This is a genomic window from Pseudooceanicola pacificus (assembly GCF_009789075.1).
Lineage (GTDB): Bacteria > Pseudomonadota > Alphaproteobacteria > Rhodobacterales > Rhodobacteraceae > Pseudooceanicola > Pseudooceanicola pacificus.
In genome coordinates this window covers 156470-177725 of record NZ_WNXQ01000002.1, presented here as the reverse complement: position 1 = coordinate 177725, position 21256 = coordinate 156470, and the positions used below count along the sequence as shown (strand labels likewise).

Genomic DNA, 21256 nt, shown 5'->3' with positions numbered 1-21256 from the left:
TGGTTCCTCCCTGGTTATGCAAACGGGGCGCTGTCGCGTCCCGGGTCGAATGAACGGAATGCCTCCCACATCCGTCCGGTATCCGGTTCCAGCCCGGTGAAAAGCCGGAACGCCCGCGCCGCCTGATAGAGCGCCATGCCCGAACCGGGCAGCACGCGGCAGCCGAGGGCGCGCGCGGTGCGCAGCAGTTCGGTTTCAAGCGGGAAATAGACGATGTCGCCGACCCAGATGTCGGGCCGCAGATCGGACGCCGCAACCGGCATGCCGGGATGCTTGTCCATCCCCACGGGCGTCGCGTTGACCATCCCGTCGGCCGAGGCGATGGCAGCCGGGAGGTCCGTCACCGCCTCGGCCCGCCCGGCCCCGTAGCGGTCAGCCAGGGCCGCGGAGAGGTCGCGGGCCATCGCCGCGCTGAGGTCGGCCACCATCAGCGTGCCGACACCGGCGTCGAGCAGCGCATGGGCCACCGCCCCGCCTGCCCCGCCCGCGCCGATCAGCACCACGCGGTCCAGCGGCGCATCGGGCAGCCCCTGCCGCAGGCTTTCGCCAAAGCCCCAGTGATCGGTGTTGTGCCCGAAGCGCTTGCCGTCCCGGAACACCACCGTGTTCACCGCGCCGACATTGCGCGCGGCATCGGACAGGACGTCGATCGCGGAGATCACCGCGCGCTTGAACGGATAGGTCACGTTGAGCCCGCTGAACCCCTTGGCCTCAAGCATGTCGAGGATCGCGCGCGCGTCGCCGGGCAGTTCGCGCCGCTGCGAATCGATAAGCCGGTAATCGTAGGTCAGGCCGAGCGCCTCGGCCGCGGCCATGTGCATCCGCGGGGTCCGCGATGCGGCAATGCCCTGCCCCAGCAGGCCAATGCGCACCGGCGTATTGCGGTCCACGGTCACTCCGGCTGTCGCGTCCTGCGGCACCTGAACGTCTCCTCCCTTGCATCGCCCCTCCGACGATGCGGTCTTGACGCGAGATTGTTCCATGCGGTTAATTGTGTCAACCAATTGTTCGCGACAGTTCAAAATCAGAAACGCCGCGATATCGCTCCGTCCGGAAATGCGCTATCAAACGCCTCCGAACCGGGTGACAGGGAGGAGACGATGGGCGAGGCAATGTCGGGCGATGGCTCGGGCGACACCCAGCGGCGCGGCTGGAAGCAGGACCCGGACGCCGTACGCAGCAACATCCTGCAGGTCGCGCGCGAGGTCTTTGCGGCACAGGGGCTGTCAGGCGCCCGGATCGACGAGATCGCGGCCCGTACCCGTACCTCGAAGCGGATGATCTACTACTATTTCGGCGACAAGCAGAACCTCTACCGCGCCGTCCTCGAAGATGCCTACAGCCGGATGCGCCACCGCGAGGACGCGCTTGACCTGGGCGCGCTCGACCCGGTCGCGGCGCTCAGGCAGCTGGCGGAATTCACCTTCGACCATCACCGCCACAACCCCGATTTCGTGCGCCTCGTGATGATCGAGAACGTGCACGAGGCCGGGCACATGTCCGGATCGGACGCGATCGCGGGGCAGAACTCCTCGGTCATCCGGCTGCTCGAAGACATCTACCGGCGCGGCGTCGAGGACGGATTCTTCCGCCGTGGCCTGACCGCGCTGGAACTGCACTGGCACATCTCGGCGGTCTCGGTCTTCAACGTCTCGAACCGCGCGACTTTCTCGAAAATCTTCGGCGACGAGCTGTTCTCGGAGCGCGGCCAGCACATGCTGCGCCGTCACGTCGGCGACATGATCCTGGGCCTGGTGATGAAACCGGGTCTCTCCGCCGAAAGCGGATTGCCACGACCAAGGGAGGAGGCACGCATGATCAACCCGGACATCTTCCGGTTCCTCGAAGTGTGGGAGGACAAGTGGTCCACCCTCGGGCCCGACGCGACGGCCGCCGACCGCCGCCTTCATTTCGAGGGCATCGCCCGCGACATGCGCCTGCCGACACCGCCGGAAGTGGAGACCGACGAGGAACACTGGATCGACAGCGACGGCGGCCCGGTCCGCGTGCGCATCTTCCGCCATTCGGACGGCGGCACCCAGCCCGCGCTGATCTATATGCATGGCGGCGCCTGGATGCAGGGCAGCCCCGAAACCCATTGGGACATCACCGCCCGGATCGCGGCCTGGAACCGGCAGACCGTGATTTCGGTCGACTATGCGCTTGCCCCCGAACACCCCTTTCCCGCCGCCTTTCTGCAGGTCTTGGCGGTGGCGAAATGGGCCCGGGACGAGGCCGCGACCCTGGGGATCAACCCGGAACGGATCGCCATCGGCGGTGACAGCGCCGGCGGCAACCTCGCCGCCGTCGTGGCCCTCGCCTGCCGGGACGAGGGGGTGCCGCTCTGTGCTCAGCTCCTGATCTACCCGGCCTGCGATTTCGACCGCAGCCGTCCCTCCTATGCCGAGAATGCCGAGGGCCCGCTGCTCAAGGTCGCGGGAATGGCCGCGACCAACGCGCTCTATTGTGCGGATGTGGATCAATTGCGAACCGATCCGCGCATCGCCCCTCTGGCCGCCGACACCCACGCCGGCCTGCCGCCGGCCTACGTGGCGGTGGCGCAGTACGATCCGCTGCGCGACAGCGGCCTGGCCTATGCAAAGAAGCTGGCGGCGGACGGCGTGCCGGTCACGACGCACGGCGGCGACGGGCTGATCCACGGCTACCTCCGGGCGATGGAATACTGCGCCGACAGCGAAGACCGGCTGCGCGACATGTGCGCCTGGCTGAAAGGGGTCTCCGCAGCTTGAACCGCAAACGGATCGGCGGTCCGGCCCGCACCCGGGGCCGTCCGCACAAGGCCCCGGCACAGCATCCGTCACCGGCGTCCCGGGGGCGATGTCCGGTGACAGGGTTGAATACGGGACCCCGCTCATAGGCCTTCGGACAATGTCAGCCGCAGGACGAATGCGATGGCGACTTGAGAGGGCCAGACGACTCCGAAGCCGCGCGTTGTTGCAAGGGAGGGCGACTCCGTCGGTGACTCCGGTCTGCGTCGCCTCCGCTTCGACATCATGCGCGGCTAGCTCCTCCCGGGCTGCGCCTGCGGCTGAAGGGCCATGCAATGCGACGCTCCTTAAGGCTTGGATGGCGTGGCTGGAAAGCGCAGGTCGTCTCGGCCCATCGCAGGCTGCAGTCGGTCGAGGGGCGGCTGATGTCGGGCAATCCGTCATCCGTCGGGCAGTGGGTCCGGTTCGGCCGGGGCGCCCATCGCGCCAGGGTCGCGGCCTCAGACAGGCCGGTGCTGATGACCACGCATTCGAATGCCCCTGACCGCTACCCGAGATATCATCCGCCGGCGCGCGGTTTTCGCGGCAAACCGGCGGCTCACCAGCACCGGCGGCGGCGCGGTGGCATTGCTGACCTCTCAGGTCCGCGCCGGGACGACGCCATATCCCTGCCCCGGGACAATTTGGCTGACGTCGGTCGGCGGCGTCTTCGACCCTATCGCGCAGGATACCCCGGGCGGCGACATTCGCAGCCGGAACCGTTACCGGGGTTCTCATCCTGTCGCGTTGTGACTATTGCTGAAGCCCCGTCCGCCATCCTGGGAACCGCCGCCGTGGGAAAGAAGAAGATCGGGCCTCCGACCGGGCCGCGTGCCAAGAACACAGCCGAGACGCGGGAGCGGATACTGCTTTCCGCGATCGAGCACTTTGCGCAGGGCGGGTTCAACGGGGCCAAGACCGAGGCGATCTCGCGCGATGCGGATGTCGGCAACCGGATGATCTACCACTACTTCGGCGACAAGGAGGGGCTTTACGTCGCCGCGCTGGATCATGTGCTGGGCGGGCTGCGGATGGAAGAGCTCAAGCTGGACCTGAGCGTGACGCCGCCGCTGGACGGGTTGCTGACGATGTTCGATTTCACCTCGGGCCATTTCGAGCGGCACCCGGAACTGGTCAGGCTGTTGTCGGCGGAAAACCTGATGGGCGCCGCCTACCTCCGGAAATCCGAAGCGACACCGATGGTCGCCTCCCCGGTCGTGGGGCAAATCCGCGACCTGCTGCGCCGGGGCGAGGCCGAGGGGAGCGTGCGCGCGGGGCTCGATCCGCTGCATGTCTACGTGATGATGGTGGCGCTCAGCTATTTCCACCTGTCGAACGCGCCGACCCTTTCCGCGATCTGGAATCAGGACCTGACCGACAGCGCCTGGCGCGCCGAACACCGCAGGCTGTCGCGGGACATGTTGCGGACTTTTCTCGCCCCGACAGCGGCTCAGGCGGCCATGAACGCGGCCGACCGGGGCTGATCTGACTATTTTTTAGTCGCCGCCCAGAAATTTCCGTTTTGAGAGACGATGCACCAAAGGCGCATTTTTTCTGAAATTATTCAATGAATTAACAGCCGTCCGCGGCCAAAATCCAGGACCTGCCTCGGTCAGAGAGGGCGACGAATTCTGTTGCCCTGACGTCCGGCCATGCGCCCTTTAGTAACAGTTCAATTACTAAAATCCAATCCACGGGGACGTACCATGAAATCGCATCTTCTTACTGCCGTCGCTCTCGTGACGGGGACTGCCGCCTTCGCCGAACCGGACATGAACAAGGTCGGGTTCATCTACGTCGGGCCTGCCGCCGACTACGGCTACAACATGTCGATGGACCTCGGCCGAATCGAGGTCGAGAAGGATTTTCCCGGCATGGAGACACAGGTCTTCGAAGCCATTCCCGAAACCGCCGAGGTCAGCCGGGTGATGGAACGGATGATCCGGTCGGACACCGGCATCATCTTCGCCACAAGTTACGGCTACCTCGATTACGCCATCGAGCTGGGCGAGAAATACCCGGACGTGAAGTTCCTGCATGCCGGGGGGATGAAGACCTCGGACAACGTGGGCACCTACTGGGCCGACAGCGATGACGGCATGTACCTCGCCGGCATGGTCGCGGGCCGGATGACCAAGTCGAACAAGCTGGGCTTCATCGGCGCCTTCCAGATCCCGCAACTCTTCCGCTCGATCAACGCCTTCACACTGGGTGCGCAGTCGGTCAATCCGGACGTGACCATGACCGTGGTCTGGACCGGCGGCTGGTGGGAGCCGCAGAAGGAGGCCGACGCCGTGGCCGCCTTTGCCGACCAGGGGATCGACGTGGTGGCCGAACAGGTCGACAGCCCGATCACCATCGCCGAGGCCGCGCAGAAGACCGGCACGATGATCGTCGGCAAGGACGTCGACGTCTCGGACCGGGCGGGCGATGTCTGGCTGACCGGCGTGTCCTGGAACTGGGGCCCGATGATGGTGGAACAGGTGCAGGCCATCCAGGACGGCACCTGGACGCCCAGCCATGTCCGCGGCGACCTCAAGAGCGGCCACGCCGTGCTTGATCCCTTCGGCCCGAAGGTCCCGCAGGAGGTGGTGGATGAGGTGCTGGCCGCCAAGGCGAAGATCCTCTCGGGCGAGCTCGACATCTGGTCCGGCCCCATCGTGACGCAGTCAGGCGAAACCATCGTGCCGGACGGCGACGTGATGAAGATGGAAGCCATTGAATCCATGGGCTTCATGGTCCAGGGCGTCACGGGGTCCGCAAGCTGATGACCGACCGGAAGACACCCGTCGCCGCGCCCCATCCCATGGGCGCGGCACCTTCGACCTCCTGGCAGGTCACGCCGGATCATGTCGACATGACGCGCCCTGCCCGGCCGGTCCGGCCAGTGACCCTTGCGGCCGAACCGCAGAGCATCACGGTCGATGCCTCGAAAACCGCCCTGCTGATCGTCGACATGCAGAACGACTTCTGCACCGAAGGCGGCTGGATGCATTCGCGCGGCATCGACATCACCCCCAACCGGGCGCCCATCGGGCCGCTGAAGGCGCTGATCGCCGCCTTCCACGCCGAGGACATGCCGGTGGTCTGGGTGAACTGGGGGGTGCGCAAAGACCTGCTCAACATCCACCCCTCGCTGCGGCATGCGCATAACCCGACAGGTCTGGAAACCGACCTTGGCCAGCCGGTCCCGGGCACGAAGTCCGAGATCATCGCCAAGGGCAGCTGGGGCGCCCGGGTGGTGGACGAGATCGACCCCGGCGACGGCGACCACCAGATCACCAAGCACCGGTTCAGCGCCTTCTGGGACTGCGAAACCGATGCCGTGCTGCGCAACCTCGGGATCACGACGCTGCTGATCGGCGGCGTGAACATGGACCAGTGCGTGATGACGACGCTCGAAGATGCATCCTTCCTCGGCTACGACACGATACTGATCGAGGACGCGACGGCCACGACCTCGCCCGACTACTGCGTTCAGGCTGTGCTCTACAACGTGAAGCTCCTCTTCGGCTTCGTGACCGGATCTCAGGCGATCCTCGACGGGCTGGCTTCCAAGGAATGACGACACTCACCATGACCCCCGAAAATCGCCTTGCCCAGCTCGGGATCGAGCTGCCCGCCGTGCCGGTCCCGATCGCAAATTTTCAGCCGTTCCGACGGCATGGCGACCTTGTCTTTCTCGCCGGGCAGACCTGCGAATGGAACGGCGCGATGATCTACGCCGGCAAGATCGGCCGCGACCACGACCTGGAGACCGGGCAGAAGGCCGCACGGATCTGCGGGCTCAACCTGATCGCGGCGCTGCGCCTGTCGCTGGGCGGTTCGCTGAACGGCGTCACGGCCTGCCTGAGGCTGGGCGGCTTCGTGAACGCCGACCCCGAATTCCCGCTGGTGCCGAAGGTGGTGAACGGCGCATCGGATCTGATGGCCGAGGTCTTCGGCCCCGAAATCGGACCGCACGCGCGCACGGCGGTCGGGGTCGCGACACTGCCCCAGAATGCCGCGGTCGAGGTCGATGCAATATTCGCGGTCCGCTGACATGACCGGCGCCCCGGCCGAGGCGGTGCCGATGGTCTCCTTCCGAGGCGTGACCAAGCGCTTCGGGACGCTCGCCGCCTGCGACGACGTCAGCTTCGACGTGGCCGGTGGCGAGGTGGTGGCCCTGCTGGGCGAGAATGGCGCAGGCAAGTCGACACTGATGAAAACACTCTACGGCATCCACCCGCCGGATGGCGGCGAGGTTCTGATCCACGGCCGGCCCGCCGCCTTTGCCCGCCCGGCGGACGCGATGGCAGCGGGCATCGGGATGGTGTTCCAGACCTTTTCCCTCCTGCCGGCGCTTTCGGTCAGGGACAACCTCGCCATGGCCTGGCCGGGCACGCCCTGGTATCTGGGCAAGCGCGGGCGGAATGTCCGCGGCGCGCTGGCACACCTGTCCCAGCTTGCCCCGGGGATCAATCCCGACGCGCGGCTCGGCACTCTGTCGACGGGAGAGCAGCAGCTGGTCGAACTGGCCAAGGTCCTGAACCTCGACGCGCGGCTGGTGATCCTGGACGAGCCGACGTCGGTGCTGACCCCGGCCGAGGCCGAACGGCTCTACGGCCTGATCCGCGCCATTGCGGCGGATGGTGTTGCCGTGGTCATGATCACCCACAAGCTTGCGGATGTCGAAGCCTGCGCCGATCGCGTCGTCGTCATGCGCAGGGGCCGGGTCGAAGGCGAAGGATCCGCCGCAGCCCTTTCGCGGGCCGAGATCGTGACACTGATGATGGGCAGGACCGCGCGCGGTGACGACCCCCGCGGACTGCCCGAAAAACCGCCCCTCCCCGCCCGGCCGCGCCCGCAGCTTCTGTTGCGGAGGGTGTCGACAGGGGACCAGACCTCGGACGCCAGGGACGTCACGCTGACGGTGCACCGCGGCGAGATCCTTGGCATCGCCGGGGTGACCGGAAATGGCCAGACGGCACTGGCCGAAGGCGTTGCCGGTATCCGCGATTTGACTGATGGCGAGGTCCTGCTCGACGGCAGCGTGATCAGCCGCCGCCGTCTCGATCCGCGCCGCAAGCTGCACATCGGATACGTGCCCGAGAATCCGCGCGAAAACGGTATCGTCGCCGGGCTGAGCCTTGAGACGAACCTCGCCCTGCGCAGCATCGCCGAACGCAAGGGGGCAAGCCGGAGAATGACGTCGAGCGAGGTGGCGCAGCGCTTGGCCGAATACGACGTCCGCCCGCCGGAACCCGCGCGCGCGGCCGGCACGCTATCGGGTGGGAACGTGCAGAAACTTGTCATCGCGCGCGAGACCGGAGAGCCGCGCGAGGCGCTGCTGATGGTCTTTCCGACCATGGGTCTCGATATCACCGCCACCGCCTTTGTCTATGACCGCATGGTCGCGGCGGCGGCCGCCGGTGCGGCCGTGCTGTGGATTTCCGAAGAGCTGGACGACCTGCTGGCGCTTGCCCACCGGATCGCCGTCATCCGCGAAGGGCGCATCATGGCGGAATGGCCGGTCACGCCCGGGCTGACCCGGACCGAGGTGGGCGCGTCGATGACCGGAGGACCGACATGAGGATCGACAGCACCGCAAGACCGTGGCCCTTTAGCGCCGTGCTCCTGACGACCGCACTGGTGTTTTTTGCGGTGGCCGCGGCATTCTTCGCCGCCATCGGGCAATCGCCGCTGAAGGTGATGACCGATCTCGTCCTCTTTGCCGCCGGCGACGGTTTCAGCCGCGAGGAAACGCTGCTGAAGGCCGCGCCGATCCTGCTCTGCGCGCTGGCGGCGGCGATCCCCGGCAGGCTGGGGCTGATCTCGGTCGGGGCCGAGGGGCAGCTTCACCTTGGTGCGATCTTCGGCACGGCGATGGTGCTGTCGATGCCGGGGGCGCCCGCGATGATCCTGCTGCCCGCGACCCTCATGGCGGCCGCATGCGGCGGGGCCTTCTGGGGGGCGATCCCGGGCTGGCTGCGCGGGCGGCTCGCGGTGAACGAGACGATCACCACGCTGGTGATGAACTACATCGGCGTCCTGATGGTGAATGCGCTTGTCTTCGGGCCCTGGCGCGATCCCGTCAACCTCGGCTGGCCGGCGACGGCGCGCTTTCCCGACGCCGTCGACCTGCCCGTCCTGCCCGGCACGAGGCTGCATCTGGGCCTTATGCTGGGGGCCCTTCTGGCACTGGCCTGTGCACTGGCCTTCTCGCGCGGCATACGCGCGGAACGGGTCCGCATCCTGGCGATGAACCGCAAGGTCGGCGAGACCTTCGGCCTCAGCTTCCCGCGCCATGCGGTCGTGCTGATGGCCCTTGGCGGCGCGGTGGCCGGACTGGCCGGAATCGGCGAGGCGATCGCCATCCAGGGCCGGCTGCAACCCGGGCTGTCACTCGGGTACGGCCTGACCGGGTTCCTCGTGGCCTGGCTCTGCGGCCACCGGTTCCTGCCGATCCTGCTGGTGTCGATCCTGATCGGCGGGCTCCTGGCGGCCGGGGATGCGCTGCAACTCTACGCAAAGGTCCCGGCCTCCTCGGCGGTGATCCTGCAGGGGCTGCTTTTTGTCACCGTCCTGGCCGTGCCGGGACTGCTTCAGAGGCGGACCGCATGATGGACCTCGCCACCCTTTTCTTCGTCTGGGGCTTAGCCTCGCTCACCAATGCGACGCCGCTGATCCTCGTCACGCTGGGCGAGACGCTGGGCCAGCGCACCGGGGTCATCAACCTTGGCTGCGAAGGGGCGATGCTGGGCGGGGCCTGCGCCGGGTTCGGCGCGGCGATGGCCACCGGAAATCCCTGGATCGGGATGGCGGCGGGGGCCGCGACAGGGCTCCTCTTTGCCGCGTTGCATGCGGCGCTGGTCCTCGGAGCGCGCGCCAACCAGCTGGCCGCGGGAATCGCGGTCTGGACGCTCGCGCTTGGCCTGACCTCCTACATCGGACGAGCCTTCGTCGGCGGCAAGGTCGAGGCGCTGCCTTCCCTCGCCGGGACCTGGCTGACCGACCTGCCGATCATTGGCAAGGGCCTGGGCCAGTTGAGCGTCGCGACCCCGATCGCGGTGCTGCTGGTCCTGGCGGCGGTCTGGTGGCTGGAGCGCACCCGCACCGGCCTGTCATGGCGCGTGGCAGGGGAATCCGCCCTGATCGCCACGGAAAACGGCATGTCGCCGACCCTGTCGCGCCTGTCCGCAGTCCTCGTCGGAGGATGCCTTGCCGGACTTGGCGGCGCGGTGCTTTCGGTCGACTACACCCAGACATGGGCCAACGAGATCACCAAGGGGCGCGGCCTTGTCGCCGTGGGGCTGGTCATTGTCGCGCGGTGGAACCCGCGCCTGGTCCTGCCTGTCTGCCTGCTGTTCGGTTTCGCGGAAACCGCGGCGCTGCGGCTCCCGGCCATGGGGGTAGACCTGTCGTCCTACGTCTTGTCGGCACTCCCCTACGCCGTCGTGCTGGTTGCGCTGGTTGCCAACCAGATCACCTTCAGGCCCGGCGCCGCCATGCCCGCCGACTTGAAACGGGTGTTCCAGTGACGCGGCCGTGCTGCGGCTCCATATCGACGGCTTCCTGGGTGCGAGCCATTTCTTCGGGATCGACGGCATAATCAACGATCCCGAGGACCGGCCCTTGGCTGCCATTCAGTCACACTTCGGCGAAGGTCCGCCCCGGATCAATGGCAAGGCCGTGCTTCCCATCGGCGTCGCGAACTGACCACGCTTCGGGACGAACGCCCGGGCCTGACGCACGGCGGACGCCGCCCCCCTCCCGTTCGCTACTGCTGCCCGTAGGTCCCGAAGCGTTCCAGAACCTCGGCCATCGCTTGGGGGGCGAGGACCGGGACCTCCCCGGCGGCGCGGCAGAGCAGGTAGAGGCGGGCCAGTTCCTCGATGGTTCCGGCAAGCGCCAGGGCGCGTTCGGGCGTGGCGTGGCAGGCGATCATGCCGTGATGGGCCATCAGACAGGCCCGACGGTCCTTCAGGGCCGCCACGACCGAAACGGCCAGTTCCTGGCTTCCGAAGATCTCGTAGGGGGCACAGCGGATGTCGTGGCCGCCCGCGGCGGCAATCGAATAGTGCAAGGCGGGGATCGGCACGCCGAGGATGGCAACGGCGGTGCAATGGGTCGCGTGGGTATGGACAACCGCATTCAGGTCCGGGCGCTCCGCCAGGATGTCACGGTGAAAGCGCCATTCGCTGGATGGCTTGCGCGTCCCCTGCGGGGTGCCGTCCATGGCGACCAGCACGATGTCCTCGGGGGTCAGTCCATCATAGGCCATGCCCGTGGGTGTGATCAGGAACCCCCCGGCACAGCGCAGGCTGACATTGCCCGAGGTGCCCCGGTTCAGCCCGGAGGCATTCATGGCGCGCGCCGTGTCGATGACGCGCTGTCGTTCACTCACGAGGTCAGTCATTTCCGTCTCTTGCAGCCGGGGGATGAAGGCCGCCGCAACCGGGACAGGCCGCGGGGGCGAAGCGCCTGGACTGCCAGTCCAGGTAGGCCGGTACGAGGCCTGGCAGGGCCGAGGTGATTTCGCGGCTGGACTGGCGCAGAGCTTCTGCAGCGTCAGCGGCCTCGCTCAGCACGGCAGCCTCGTCGAAGACCCGCACCACGCCGTCGCGCATGAGCCAGTCGCCCGCGATCATCAGGTCGCGCACCGCTCCGCCGTGACCCTGGCTGACAAGGCCGCGCGCGTCGGGAGCTGTCCCGGCAAGGCCGTGCCCTCTGCGGTCGATGATCTGCAGGTCGGCCGCGGCACCGGGCGCGATGCGCCTGGGCTCCTCGGACGGCCCGAGGGCGGCCCAGCCGTCGCAGGCAGCAGCGCGCAGGACCTCCTCCGGGCGGATCCACGTCGTGAAGTCGCTGCCCGGGGTCCGGCCGTTCACCAGCGCGTGGCGCATCGTCTCGAACATGTCGTAGCGCCCGGCGGTGTTGCAGCAATCGGTGCCGAGCCCGACCCGTACCCCGGCCGACAGGGCCGCCCGCAGGCGCATCTGTCCCGAACCGAGCATGAGGTTGGACAGCGGGTTGTGCACCGCCATCATGCCCCGTTGCGCCATGTCGGCGTAATCCCGGTCGGTCAGCCAGATCGCATGGGCGCCGGAAAAGCCCGGCCCGGCCAGCCCGCGCTGCCGAAGTGCGTCGAGCACCCCGCCCGGCCAGCGCCGCGCCGCGAGGTCGGCCTGGGGAAATGTCTCAAGCAGGTGCGTATGGCTGCCAATGCCGAGTTCGTCCGACAGCGCGCCCCATGCATCGAGCAACAGGTCCGAACTGCGCTGCGGCGCGTTCGGACCCAAGAGCAGATGGACGCGGCTGCCCGCAAGCTCGGCGGCGAGGCCCCGGAAGAGCTGGCCGATGCCATCCGGCGTCGCGGGGACCGGCAGGCCGAGACGTCGCAGCACCGCGCGGTCGGCCGGGATGTCGAGGATATCCTCGTCCCAGAGGTCGGCGAAGAACGGGGCATAGCCGATCCGCATGCCGCTCTGACGGTGGACACGCAGGGCGATCCCTGCCCGGCGCGCCTGGGGCGCGTGATCCGTGTAGCCGCCGATGCCGCCGCGGATCATCTCGATCGCGGTCAGCTTCATGGCGCATTCGAACTGGGCCTCGGAGGCGGCACTGCCGATGCCGATGGCCCAGAACGACCACAGCTCCAGCGGCAGGGAATCCTCGGTGCCGCGCGCCAGTGCCGACCCGGCATGGACATGCGCGTTGTAAAAGGGCGGCAGGATCAGGCAACCGCCGGCATCGACAACCTGCCAGTCGGGATGACCCGGCGCACCGGGATCGAGCAGAGCCTCGACCCGGTCGCCGGCGATGAGGAGGTCGCAGAGCTGCGCCGCGCCCCCCTCTCCCGTCCAGACACGGCCGCCGCTCAGGCGCAGGGGGCGTGTCACGCGAAGACCTGCTCCAGCGCGAAGGAAGAGAATACCCCCCGGCTGGTCGCAACTGCAGAGACATATTCGGGCGGGGTGACGTCGAAGGCGGGATACCAGCCTTTCGCCAGCGGCGTGCCGGTGCGCTGGCCGAGGCAATTCAGCACCTCCTCGCCGTCGCGCATCTCGTTGCGTACGTCCTCCGGACCCGGCGCAAGGCGATCCGGCTCCTGGACCATGGCGACGAAGGGCACGCCAAGGGCGCGGGCCGCGATGGCGATCTGGAACGTGCCGACCTTGTTGAAGACATGGCCCGAAAGCGTCACCCGGTCCGCAGCGGTCATGAACCGCGAGACCATGCCGCTGGCCATCGCATGAGCCGCCATGCCGTCGGTGATGACCGTTGTGGGGATGCCCATCTCGGCCACGGAATGGGCCGTCAGCCGCGACCCCTGGAGGTAGGGCCGCGTCTCGGTGCAGATGACCGAGACCCGCTTGCCGCTCCGCAGGCAGGATTCGAGCATGGCGATGATGCTGGTTTCGCCCCAGCAATGGGTCAGGATCGTGTCGCCGTCCCGCACGAGGCTGGCGGCGGCATCGCCCAGGGACGCGCTGCGGGCGCGGCGGTCGGCCCAGAGCCTGCGCACGGCCTCCTCCGTCGCGGCGCCGAATGCGGCGTTTTCAGCCAGCGCGGGCATCTGGTCCAGCAGGGCAGCCATACCGTCGCGGATGGCGTTGTTGGTCGGGCGGGTGTCGCGCAGGCGCTTGGCTGCCACCTGCATCGCCTCGCACCGGCCTGTCGGGGCCAGGTCCTGTGCCTCGCGGGCCGCGAGGACCATGGCGGCGGTGGCGGCCAGGAAGGGCCCCATGCTCTGCGTCACCATCGCCTCGATGGCCTGTGCCACGCTTTCCACGTCGGGGCAGTCGACGAACTGCTTTTCGAGCGGGAAAATGCGGCGGTCGAGAATACGGACGCGGTCGGCCTCGATCAGCACGCTTTCGCGCATGAGGGTAGGTTCGGGGATCGTTTCAATCAGTGTCATTTCGCGTCTCAGCACTTCATGTCCGAGAGGGTCAGCACCTTGCGCCCGGCGGCGGCGGCAGCCGCGTCCCAGCGGGACAGCCGCGCCAGCGCCCCGGCTCCTGCCAGGCAGGCCTTCTCGATGCCGCCTTCGTCGCCCCAGACCCCGGTGATCCGGTTGGCGATGACCGACACCACGGCCCCGGCCCGGAAACCGAAGATCCGCGCGAGCGTCAGGAGGGAGGATGTTTCCATCTCGAAGTTCAGCACGCCGAGCTGCGTCATCTCGGCAAATATCCTCTCGCCCTCGGCGGACAGGAAGTTGTTGAGGCCGGGGCGGCCCTGCCCCGCCAGGAACGAGCCTGAGGTGCAGCCGGTCCCGACATGCAGCGGTTCGCCCAGGGACTGGACGGCCTCGCAGAGGGCTATCGTGACCTCGTGCGACGCGGTCGCCGGGTATTCGGCCCGGGCGTAGAAATTGGTCGTGCCGTCCAGGCGCACCGCGCTGTCGTTGATGATGAGGCTGTTGGTGGCGATGTCCTCGCGCAGTGTTCCGCAGGTGCCGACGCGCAGATAGGTATGCACCCCGAGGCGGGCCATGTCGGTGAACACCAGTTCAAGCGACGGCGCGCCGATCGAGGTCGAGATGGCGCCGATCCGCTGCCCGTCGAAAGTGCCCGACGCCGCGCGGTAGCCACGGGGAAGCTGGATCACCCGGGCATCCTTCCACTGGCTGGCCATCAGGTCGATGCGTTCGGGATCGCCCGGCATCAGCACGTATTTCGGCATGTCCAGCGCTTCGAGCGCCAGCAGCCGTTTCATGTCGCCGCTGGTCGCCGTCGGCTTGGGGGACGTGTCGGTCATGGAAAACTCCGGTCTTAATTGGTGCGCCAGCGCACGAGGAAACGTTCGGCCAAGGTCACGGCCATGAAGAGAACGAGGGCGAGGGCCGAAGAGACGGCGATGGCCGCGTAGAGCAGCTCGGTCCGGTAGTCGAAAGTCGTCTGGATGATCAGCACACCCAGGCCCTTTTCGGCGCCGATCCATTCCGAGACGATCGCGCCGATCACGCAAGAGGTCGCCGCGATCTTCAGGGCCGCGAAGAGGAAGGGCACCGAACGCGGCAGGCGCAGGCGCAGGAAGACCTCGGTCCTGGAGGCCGACATGACGCGCATCAGTTCCAGCTCCGACGACGAGACGGATTCGAAACCGCGCAGCATGTTCACCAGCGTCGGAAACAGGCAGATGATGGCCGCCACGATCATCTTCGACGTCAGGGTCAAGCCGAAGATCAGGATCAGGATCGGCGACAGGGCGATGATCGGGATCGTGTTGAAGACGACCACCACCGGGAAGTACATCTTTCGTGCCCTCGCCGAGTGGACGAAGATCGTGGCAAGGATCACGGCGATCAGGTTGCCGATGATGAACCCGCCCAGAGCCGCCGTTGCCGTCGGCCAGAGATTGTCGAGCAGCAGCGACGCGTTGTCGACCAGCGAGGCCCAGACAGCGCCCGGTTTCGGGGCGATGTACTTGGGCACGTCCCGGACAACGATAAGACCCCACCACAGGACGATGAGCGAGACGAAGCCGGCCACCGGCCAGAGCCATTCGAACCTGTTCTTCATGCTGCGTCCGCCCGTTCCAGAAGGTGACGCAGATCCGAGGTGATCCCGAAGAAGGCCTCGCCGGTGCGGTCGATCTCGTTACCGGGTTTGCGCGCGTCGAGTTCGATGACGTCGAGAATGCGGCCAGGCTTGGCCGCCATCACCACCACGGTCTGTCCGAGGAATGCGGCCTCGGACAGGGAATGGGTGACGAAGACGATCGTGGTCCCGGTTTCGCGCCAGATACGGAGGAGTTCGTCGTTCAGGCGGTCGCGCGTAATCTCGTCGAGGGCGCCGAAGGGCTCGTCCATCAGCAGGACGTCGGGCCGTGTGACCAGCGCCCGGGCGATGGCGACGCGCTGGCGTTGCCCGCCCGAAAGCTCGTGCGGCAGGGCGTTCTCGCGTCCTTCCAGCCCGACCAGGCGCACCATCTCCGCCGGGTCGTTGGCCTCTCGCTTCAACCGAGACCAGCGACCGACCTGCAGCGGCAGGCGGACATTCTCCAGTACGCTGCGCCAGGGAAGGAGCGTCGCGTCCTGGAACACGAAGGAAAGCCTGCGTTCCTTGCGGGCCTGGGCACCGGAGCCGCCGAACACCCGCGCGGTGCCCTTAGATGCCGGCAGAAGGTCCGAGAGGACCCGCAGCAAGGTGGATTTGCCGCATCCCGAGGGCCCGATCAGAACGACGAAGCGCCCTTTCTCCACGTCCATCTTCACATCCTGGACCGCGATCAGCGGCCCGTCGGGCGTTTCGAAAGTCACCCCGACATCGTCGAGGGTGAAGGCATTACTCGTCATGGTCTGTCTCGTTCCTGGTTCGGGATGCGGCGTGTCGTGGTCCTGCTGTCAGAGCTTGGGGCGCACGTCGCTGGTGGCTTCGAGGATCTCATGGGTCACCACGTTCTCGACCACCGGGACTCCCTCGATGAAGCCATTGCCGGAGTTGAAGATTTCGACCTGGCGTTCCAGTTTGGACTTGTCGAACCATCCCCAGCCGTGGGTCTTGGTGTCGGGTCCGAAGGCGATGCTCATGACGATGTCGACCGTGTTGTGTTCGACCGCGCGGTCCAGGTTGGGATAGGCGTCGCACATGATGTCGACGGCCTCGGTCCGGTTCTCGAAGGCCCAGCCCCAGCCCCGGGCGGCGCCGGCGATGTACCTGGTCAGCGCGTCCTTGTTTTCCTCGAACCCCTCCTGGGTCGAGAAATAGGCATTCGCATAGCCCACCAGCCCGGCATCCTCGGAGGTCATCGTGATGTAATCCGGGCCAAGCGCCGCGAGCGCCGAGGTGTTGGTCATGAAGCCCGTGACCGCGTCGGCCTGGCCAACCAGAAGTGGCGTCATGTCGGCGCCCTGGGTGATCAGACGCACGTCATCCTTGTCGATGCCGTTCAGGTTCATGATCAGGTCGAGCGTGAAGCGGCCGTTGGGATTGACTGCGATGGTCTTGCCGACAAGGTCCTGCGGCGTGCGGATCGGCGACTTCGGCAGCGAGATGTAGGCGTAGGGCGAGAACTGGTAGCCGCAGGCAAAGAGCTTGACCGGACGCCCTGCGCCGGCGGCCACGAGGAACTGGGCGGTCGAGGAGAACTCGGCCATCTGCGACTGCCCGGTCAGGACGGGGGGCAGCGTCTGGGCGTTCGGGCCGCCGGGCGCGAATTCCACGTCCAGGCCCTCTTCGGCGAAGTAGCCTTTCTCGCGGGCCACGATGTCGCCGATCTGGCCATTGCCCATCAGCCAGTCGAACTGGACCCGGAGCGGCGTGGTGCCGGACGCGCGTGCGGGGCCGGCGGTGAGGAAGGCCTGGGCGCCAAGACCCGTCACGGCGGCGGCGCCGAGGCTGGTCGTCAGGAAGGTACGGCGGTTCAGGCCGCAGGACGCGTCAGGCGCCTTGCGATTCTTGGTCATTGTCGTGTCCCTGTTGTGTGTTTTGGTGAGGCCAGTATGTCCGGCGCCCCAATGCCCGGAAGATCCAGTTCTGTTCTACCTGAAGATCCAGATCCCGGTGTCAGCGGCTACAACACCCCCCGAAGCACGCGGGACAACCGTTTCACGCCCTCCTCGATGCGTTCTGCCGGCAGGTTCGACACCGAAAGCTGAAGATGGCCAATGCCGCCTTTTTGAGCATCGAAGAAGTGAACCGACGGGCGGACGGAGAGGTTCTCGCTGGCGGCACGCGCGGCCAGGGCCTGATCGGGCACCGGCGAGGGCAAGGTCATCCAGAATGTCGAGGCGCCACGACGATGTCTGACCTGCATCTCGGGCAGGTGCCGGGCAAGCGCCGCACACATCCGGTCATTCCGTTCGCCAAGAACCCGGTAGGCCCGTCGCAGGAAGGCGCCGTAATGGCCATGCGCAAGAAACAGGGCCAGCGCGCGCTGGTTGTTGCCCGGCGGATGGCGGTGCATCAGCCGCCGCAATGCGCGCAGCTGCCTTGTGACTTCGGCCGGCGCGACGACGTAGCCCATGCGCAGGCCCGGCGCGATCAGCTTCGACATGCTGCCGATGTGGATCACCCGGCCCGTCCGGTCCAGCCCGTGGAGGGCCGGTAGCGGGTCCGGCAGCAATTCGACCTCGAACGTATCCTCGACGACGATGGTGTCTGCGCGCGTCGCGCAGTCGAGCAGCGCCTCGCGCCGGTCGAGCGGCATGACCGCCGTGGTGGGGCATTGGTGGCCGGGGGTCAGGAAGATCGTGTCACAGGCTTCCACCTCGGGCCCGGCGATCACCCCGTCGTCGTCCATCGGCAAGCTGAGGGCCCGGGTCGGCATCAGTTCGAGCACCTGCCGCGTTTCGAGCATTCCGGGGTTCTCGAAGCCGGTGGTCGTGCCCTGCCCCGCCAGGAGCTGCGCCACCAGGAATCGCCCCTGCTGGCCGCCGAGCGTCACGATCACCTCCTCCGGGCGGGCGCGGATGCCCTGGCGGGCCAGCACGGTGCTGATGAGGTAGTCGACCAGCATCGGATCATCGGCATCGCCGGTATCGCGGGCCCAGGCCTCGATCTCCGTCACGGCCAAGGCGCGGCGCTCGCACGCGCGCCACGGGTTCGTCGGAAAGAGCGTGGGGTCGAACTGGCCATAGGTGAAATCGAACTCTGCCGTGGGCGGACGGGGGCTTGCCTCGGGCAGCACGACCGAAAAGCGGCGCAGCCAGTCCCGGGCCGGGGACGGCATGGCCGGCGTCCGCCCGTTTGGGAGTCTTGCGGGGGCCAGCGGGTTGCTGGCCACGTAGCACCCCGATCGGTTCCTGATCTCGACGACACCCTGTTCGGCCATCGCCTCGATCGCCGCGATGGCCGTGTTGCGGGAAATCCCGAGACGCCGGGACAGGCTCCGGGTCGAAGGCAGACGGGTGCCGGGCGGGACCTCGTGCTCGCGGATGGTGTCGATGATCGCCTGCATGGCGCGCAGCTTGAGGTCTCTGCGATCATCCGGGGGCAAGGTCGACATCAACGGCCAGCGGTCGGGAGCGGCTGTCATGCAGGATCGGGGCTGGGCGAAAGCGGGAAGGTGTTCGGCATGCAATCAAGTGTGACGAAGTAAGGCGGCTGCGCAATACTCTCGTCACCGGACCAGGCTGCACAGCTCCAGGTGCCCCCGAGAAAGTGATGGGCGCATGGAACGGAAGGTAGCCAATCCCCATAGCCCTTGCTCATGGCGAAGGATGCGGGGTGGCTGTCGACCTGCGAAAGGCTGTCCAACCGGTTGCCGATGCCCCACCGCATGTCGGATGGTCTTTCGCCCTGATCCTGCCGACGGCGCGCGCAAACGGCAAGCAGGGGCACAGGCATGGCCGCCGCCGGGCATGCCGTCACGTCAGGCCCCAGACCTTTGCCCTCGATGCCGGCGATGCCCGGTGGCGATGCCACCGCGTTCTTCCGTTGCGGCATCATGGAAGTGTCACAGAACAGCGATACCGAGCGCAGGCGAACCGCCGACGACGCAAGAAACGCCACCCGCAACAGGACGAATTCCATGATCAAACACTCTCTGCTCTCCGTGCTGGCCTTGACGGCCGCCAGCGCCGTAACTGCGCAGGACCTGCCCAACATTCAAACCGACAACGACTGGTTCAAATCTGGTGAGACCACCATCCAGGAGCTTATCGCGCGTCAGGCCAACACCGGCCGGGCCAAGAACGTGATCCTGATGATCGCGGATGGCAACGGAGTCGGCACCAACTACGCCACGCGCCTCTATGTCGGTCAGCAGAAGGGCAAACTGGGCGAGGAAGAAGTCCTGCCCTACGAGACCCCGGATTACCACTCCGCGCTGGTCAAGACCTACAACATCAATGCCCAGACCCCGGACTCGGCCCCGACAGCCGGCGCGATGAACACCGGTGTCAAGCAGCGCTTCAACCTGATCAACCTGACCGGCGACGCGATCCACGACGACTGCTCGACCGTGGCCGGCAACGAGCTGACGACCTTTGCCGAAATCGTCGAGGGCATGGGCAAATCGGTGGGCATCGTCTCGACCGCGCGCCTGACGCACGCCACCCCGGCTGCCGTCTATTCCAAGACCGCCAACCGCAACTGGGAAGACTCGGTGCCCGAGGGCTGCACCGCCCAGAAGGACATCGCGGCACAGATGATCGACGCCATGACATCTGGCATGCTGGACATCGCACTGGGTGGCGGGTCGCGCTACTTTACGCCCAAGGATGCAGCGACGCCCAACGGCGGCACCGGCCGCCGTGCGGATGGCGCTGACCTGATCGCGGACGCCAAAGAGGCCGGCATTCAGTATGCTTCGAACCTTGAAGAGCTGAACGCGCTGGACATGTCCAAGCCGATCCTCGGCCTCTGGACCGACAGCCACACGTCTTATGAGGCAGACCGTCCGGCCACCGAGCCCTCGCTGACCGACATGACCCGTACCGCCATCGACTTCCTGAGCCAGAACGACGAAGGCTTCTACCTGGAAATCGAGGCGGGCCGCGTGGATCACGCCAACCACGCCGGCAACTTTGCCCGCACCGCCGCCGATGGCATGATCTGGACCGAGGCCGTCGCTCTGGCCGACGAGATGACCAACGACGAGGACACTCTGATCATCGTCACCGCCGACCACGAGCACGCCATCGCGTTCAATGGCTATTGCGGTCGCGGCACTCCGATCCACGGCCTGTGCTACGGCATCGCCAAGGAAGGGGAGATGCACTCCGACGAGCTGAACCTCGCCGACGACGGCAAGCCCTACTCGGTCATCACCTACACCAACGGCTCCGGCACCATCCTGAAGCAGGGTGAAGGCAAGAACGACTTCTCCGGCTCCCGTCCGGACGTGACCCAGGAAGAAGCCACCGATCTGGACTACCTCCAGCAGGCGCTGATCCCGATGTCTTCGGAAACCCACTCGGGCGAGGACGTTGCCGTCTATGCCAAGGGCCCTTGGGCCCATCTGATCGACGGCACCCTGGAGCAGAACGTGATTTTCCACGTGATGAACCACGCGATCAACGCCGAATAATCCGCGACCGGCGACACACCGAAGGGCCCCGCGACACCGGGGCCCTTCTGCCTTCGTCAGGAAGGCTTGTCCGGCCACTACCCGCAGCCCCAGGGAGCCACACAATGCTCACACGCCGCAGATTCGTGACAACCGCGCTGGCCGCGCCGTTTCTGGCCCGCCCCGCAATGGCTGACGGAGAACCGATCAAGCTGCGTACCCTGTACCACCGTCAGGCGATTTCCGATTTTGCCAAGGCCAGCGAGGGCGAGCGCCTCGCCATCGAAGGCTACATGGCTCCGCCGCTCAAGGCCGAGAGCAAGTTTTTCGTCCTCACGCGCCGCCCGATGGCCGTGTGCCCGTTCTGCGAGACCGAGGCAGAATGGCCAAGCGATATCGTCGCCGTCTACACCAAGCGGATCGTGGATGTCGTTCCGTACAACGCAAAGATCGTCACGTCCGGCGTGTTGGAACTGACACCCTACAAGGACCCGGAGACCGGTTTCGTCAGCCTCGTCAGGCTGATGGACGCGAGCATCGCCTGAATC

21 protein-coding genes are annotated in these 21256 nt (G+C 66.9%); 11 read left to right on the top strand and 10 right to left on the bottom strand.

Going from position 1 to position 21256, the window contains the following annotated elements; genetic code table 11:
- Positions 1-14: 14 nt before the first annotated feature.
- Complete coding sequence (locus tag GLS40_RS03905; RefSeq protein ID WP_328598872.1) at positions 15-920, bottom strand: shikimate dehydrogenase; 906 nt, start codon at positions 918-920, stop codon at positions 15-17.
- A gap of 180 nt (positions 921-1100) precedes the next feature.
- Here GLS40_RS03905 and GLS40_RS03900 point away from each other — a divergent pair, with 180 nt between their 5' ends.
- The 9 genes from GLS40_RS03900 to GLS40_RS03860 all read left to right on the top strand — a co-directional run bounded on the left by GLS40_RS03900 (position 1101) and on the right by GLS40_RS03860 (position 10466).
- Positions 1101-2750: an alpha/beta hydrolase fold domain-containing protein gene (locus tag GLS40_RS03900; RefSeq protein ID WP_160381405.1), complete on the top strand. Its 1650-nt coding sequence runs from the start codon at positions 1101-1103 to the stop codon at positions 2748-2750.
- A gap of 812 nt (positions 2751-3562) precedes the next feature.
- Positions 3563-4252, top strand: coding sequence for a TetR/AcrR family transcriptional regulator (locus tag GLS40_RS03895; protein ID WP_160381403.1), 690 nt, complete (start codon positions 3563-3565; stop codon positions 4250-4252).
- 222 nt (positions 4253-4474) lie between these two features.
- Positions 4475-5536, top strand: a complete 1062-nt coding sequence (locus GLS40_RS03890; protein WP_160381402.1) for a BMP family ABC transporter substrate-binding protein — start codon at positions 4475-4477, stop codon at positions 5534-5536.
- Positions 5536-6333 carry a cysteine hydrolase family protein gene (locus GLS40_RS03885; protein ID WP_160381400.1) on the top strand — a complete coding sequence of 266 codons (798 nt, stop codon included), beginning with the start codon at positions 5536-5538 and terminating at the stop codon, positions 6331-6333. The genes GLS40_RS03890 and GLS40_RS03885 overlap by 1 nt, the downstream gene beginning before the upstream one ends.
- Positions 6330-6809 carry a RidA family protein gene (locus GLS40_RS03880; RefSeq protein WP_160381398.1) on the top strand — a complete coding sequence of 160 codons (480 nt, stop codon included), beginning with the start codon at positions 6330-6332 and terminating at the stop codon, positions 6807-6809. Before GLS40_RS03885 ends, GLS40_RS03880 begins: the two co-directional genes overlap by 4 nt.
- A 1-nt stretch (position 6810) precedes the next feature.
- Positions 6811-8340, top strand: coding sequence for an ABC transporter ATP-binding protein (locus GLS40_RS03875; RefSeq protein ID WP_160381396.1), 1530 nt, complete (start codon positions 6811-6813; stop codon positions 8338-8340).
- Positions 8337-9371: an ABC transporter permease gene (locus GLS40_RS03870; RefSeq protein ID WP_160381394.1), complete on the top strand. Its 1035-nt coding sequence runs from the start codon at positions 8337-8339 to the stop codon at positions 9369-9371. The genes GLS40_RS03875 and GLS40_RS03870 overlap by 4 nt, the downstream gene beginning before the upstream one ends.
- Complete coding sequence (locus GLS40_RS03865; RefSeq protein ID WP_160381392.1) at positions 9368-10288, top strand: ABC transporter permease; 921 nt, start codon at positions 9368-9370, stop codon at positions 10286-10288. Before GLS40_RS03870 ends, GLS40_RS03865 begins: the two co-directional genes overlap by 4 nt.
- 7 nt (positions 10289-10295) lie before the next feature.
- A complete protein-coding gene (locus GLS40_RS03860; RefSeq protein ID WP_160381391.1) occupies positions 10296-10466 on the top strand; it encodes a hypothetical protein in 171 nt (56 codons plus the stop codon).
- 61 nt (positions 10467-10527) lie between these two features.
- Here the strand turns inward: GLS40_RS03860 and GLS40_RS03855 are convergent, their stop codons facing one another.
- From GLS40_RS03855 to GLS40_RS03815, 9 genes are all read right to left on the bottom strand, one after another.
- A complete protein-coding gene (locus tag GLS40_RS03855) occupies positions 10528-11166 on the bottom strand; it encodes a class II aldolase/adducin family protein (protein WP_160381389.1) in 639 nt (212 codons plus the stop codon).
- Positions 11159-12649: an amidohydrolase family protein gene (locus GLS40_RS03850; protein WP_160381387.1), complete on the bottom strand. Its 1491-nt coding sequence runs from the start codon at positions 12647-12649 to the stop codon at positions 11159-11161. The genes GLS40_RS03855 and GLS40_RS03850 overlap by 8 nt, the downstream gene beginning before the upstream one ends.
- On the bottom strand, positions 12646-13671 hold the full coding sequence (locus GLS40_RS03845) for a translation initiation factor eIF-2B alpha/beta/delta subunit family protein (RefSeq protein ID WP_160381385.1): 1026 nt from the start codon (positions 13669-13671) through the stop codon (positions 12646-12648). The genes GLS40_RS03850 and GLS40_RS03845 overlap by 4 nt, the downstream gene beginning before the upstream one ends.
- An 8-nt stretch (positions 13672-13679) precedes the next feature.
- Positions 13680-14513, bottom strand: a complete 834-nt coding sequence (locus GLS40_RS03840; protein ID WP_160381384.1) for a nucleoside phosphorylase — start codon at positions 14511-14513, stop codon at positions 13680-13682.
- A gap of 14 nt (positions 14514-14527) precedes the next feature.
- Positions 14528-15277 carry an ABC transporter permease gene (locus GLS40_RS03835; protein ID WP_160381382.1) on the bottom strand — a complete coding sequence of 250 codons (750 nt, stop codon included), beginning with the start codon at positions 15275-15277 and terminating at the stop codon, positions 14528-14530.
- Entirely contained in the window at positions 15274-16053 is a 780-nt protein-coding gene (locus GLS40_RS03830) for an ABC transporter ATP-binding protein (protein WP_160381380.1), read from the bottom strand. The genes GLS40_RS03835 and GLS40_RS03830 overlap by 4 nt, the downstream gene beginning before the upstream one ends.
- Positions 16054-16101: 48 nt before the next feature.
- Complete coding sequence (locus GLS40_RS03825) at positions 16102-17163, bottom strand: ABC transporter substrate-binding protein (protein ID WP_160381378.1); 1062 nt, start codon at positions 17161-17163, stop codon at positions 16102-16104.
- A 107-nt stretch (positions 17164-17270) separates the two neighbouring features.
- Entirely contained in the window at positions 17271-18656 is a 1386-nt protein-coding gene (locus GLS40_RS03820) for an aminotransferase-like domain-containing protein (RefSeq protein WP_160381376.1), read from the bottom strand.
- A 74-nt stretch (positions 18657-18730) separates the two neighbouring features.
- Positions 18731-19231 (bottom strand): hypothetical protein, encoded by a 501-nt coding sequence (locus GLS40_RS03815; RefSeq protein WP_160381374.1) that lies wholly within the window; start codon positions 19229-19231, stop codon positions 18731-18733.
- Between GLS40_RS03815 and GLS40_RS03810 the strand changes: the two genes are divergently transcribed.
- Together GLS40_RS03810 and GLS40_RS03805 are read left to right on the top strand one after the other, a co-directional pair.
- Entirely contained in the window at positions 19230-20729 is a 1500-nt protein-coding gene (locus GLS40_RS03810) for an alkaline phosphatase (RefSeq protein WP_202075872.1), read from the top strand. The two genes, GLS40_RS03815 and GLS40_RS03810, sit on opposite strands and share 2 nt — an antisense overlap.
- Positions 20730-20833: 104 nt before the next feature.
- Positions 20834-21253, top strand: coding sequence for a hypothetical protein (locus GLS40_RS03805; RefSeq protein ID WP_160381373.1), 420 nt, complete (start codon positions 20834-20836; stop codon positions 21251-21253).
- Positions 21254-21256 lie beyond the last annotated feature (3 nt).

What these genes read in the sequence shown, in the direction of transcription:
- GLS40_RS03900 (WP_160381405.1), top strand. Translation starts at nt 1,101, where the DNA reads ATGGGCGAGGCAATGTCGGGCGATGGCTCGGGCGACACCCAGCGGCGC.
- GLS40_RS03890 (WP_160381402.1), top strand. Translation starts at nt 4,475, where the DNA reads ATGAAATCGCATCTTCTTACTGCCGTCGCTCTCGTGACGGGGACTGCC.
- GLS40_RS03885 (WP_160381400.1), top strand. Translation starts at nt 5,536, where the DNA reads ATGACCGACCGGAAGACACCCGTCGCCGCGCCCCATCCCATGGGCGCG.
- GLS40_RS03880 (WP_160381398.1), top strand. Translation starts at nt 6,330, where the DNA reads ATGACGACACTCACCATGACCCCCGAAAATCGCCTTGCCCAGCTCGGG.
- GLS40_RS03875 (WP_160381396.1), top strand. Translation starts at nt 6,811, where the DNA reads ATGACCGGCGCCCCGGCCGAGGCGGTGCCGATGGTCTCCTTCCGAGGC.
- GLS40_RS03870 (WP_160381394.1), top strand. Translation starts at nt 8,337, where the DNA reads ATGAGGATCGACAGCACCGCAAGACCGTGGCCCTTTAGCGCCGTGCTC.
- GLS40_RS03865 (WP_160381392.1), top strand. Translation starts at nt 9,368, where the DNA reads ATGATGGACCTCGCCACCCTTTTCTTCGTCTGGGGCTTAGCCTCGCTC.
- GLS40_RS03855 (WP_160381389.1), bottom strand. Translation starts at nt 11,166, where the DNA reads ATGACTGACCTCGTGAGTGAACGACAGCGCGTCATCGACACGGCGCGC.
- GLS40_RS03845 (WP_160381385.1), bottom strand. Translation starts at nt 13,671, where the DNA reads ATGACACTGATTGAAACGATCCCCGAACCTACCCTCATGCGCGAAAGC.
- GLS40_RS03840 (WP_160381384.1), bottom strand. Translation starts at nt 14,513, where the DNA reads ATGACCGACACGTCCCCCAAGCCGACGGCGACCAGCGGCGACATGAAA.
- GLS40_RS03835 (WP_160381382.1), bottom strand. Translation starts at nt 15,277, where the DNA reads ATGAAGAACAGGTTCGAATGGCTCTGGCCGGTGGCCGGCTTCGTCTCG.
- GLS40_RS03830 (WP_160381380.1), bottom strand. Translation starts at nt 16,053, where the DNA reads ATGACGAGTAATGCCTTCACCCTCGACGATGTCGGGGTGACTTTCGAA.
- GLS40_RS03825 (WP_160381378.1), bottom strand. Translation starts at nt 17,163, where the DNA reads ATGACCAAGAATCGCAAGGCGCCTGACGCGTCCTGCGGCCTGAACCGC.
- GLS40_RS03820 (WP_160381376.1), bottom strand. Translation starts at nt 18,656, where the DNA reads ATGCAGGCGATCATCGACACCATCCGCGAGCACGAGGTCCCGCCCGGC.
- GLS40_RS03810 (WP_202075872.1), top strand. Translation starts at nt 19,230, where the DNA reads ATGATCAAACACTCTCTGCTCTCCGTGCTGGCCTTGACGGCCGCCAGC.
- GLS40_RS03815 (WP_160381374.1), bottom strand. Translation starts at nt 19,231, where the DNA reads ATGGAATTCGTCCTGTTGCGGGTGGCGTTTCTTGCGTCGTCGGCGGTT.
- GLS40_RS03805 (WP_160381373.1), top strand. Translation starts at nt 20,834, where the DNA reads ATGCTCACACGCCGCAGATTCGTGACAACCGCGCTGGCCGCGCCGTTT.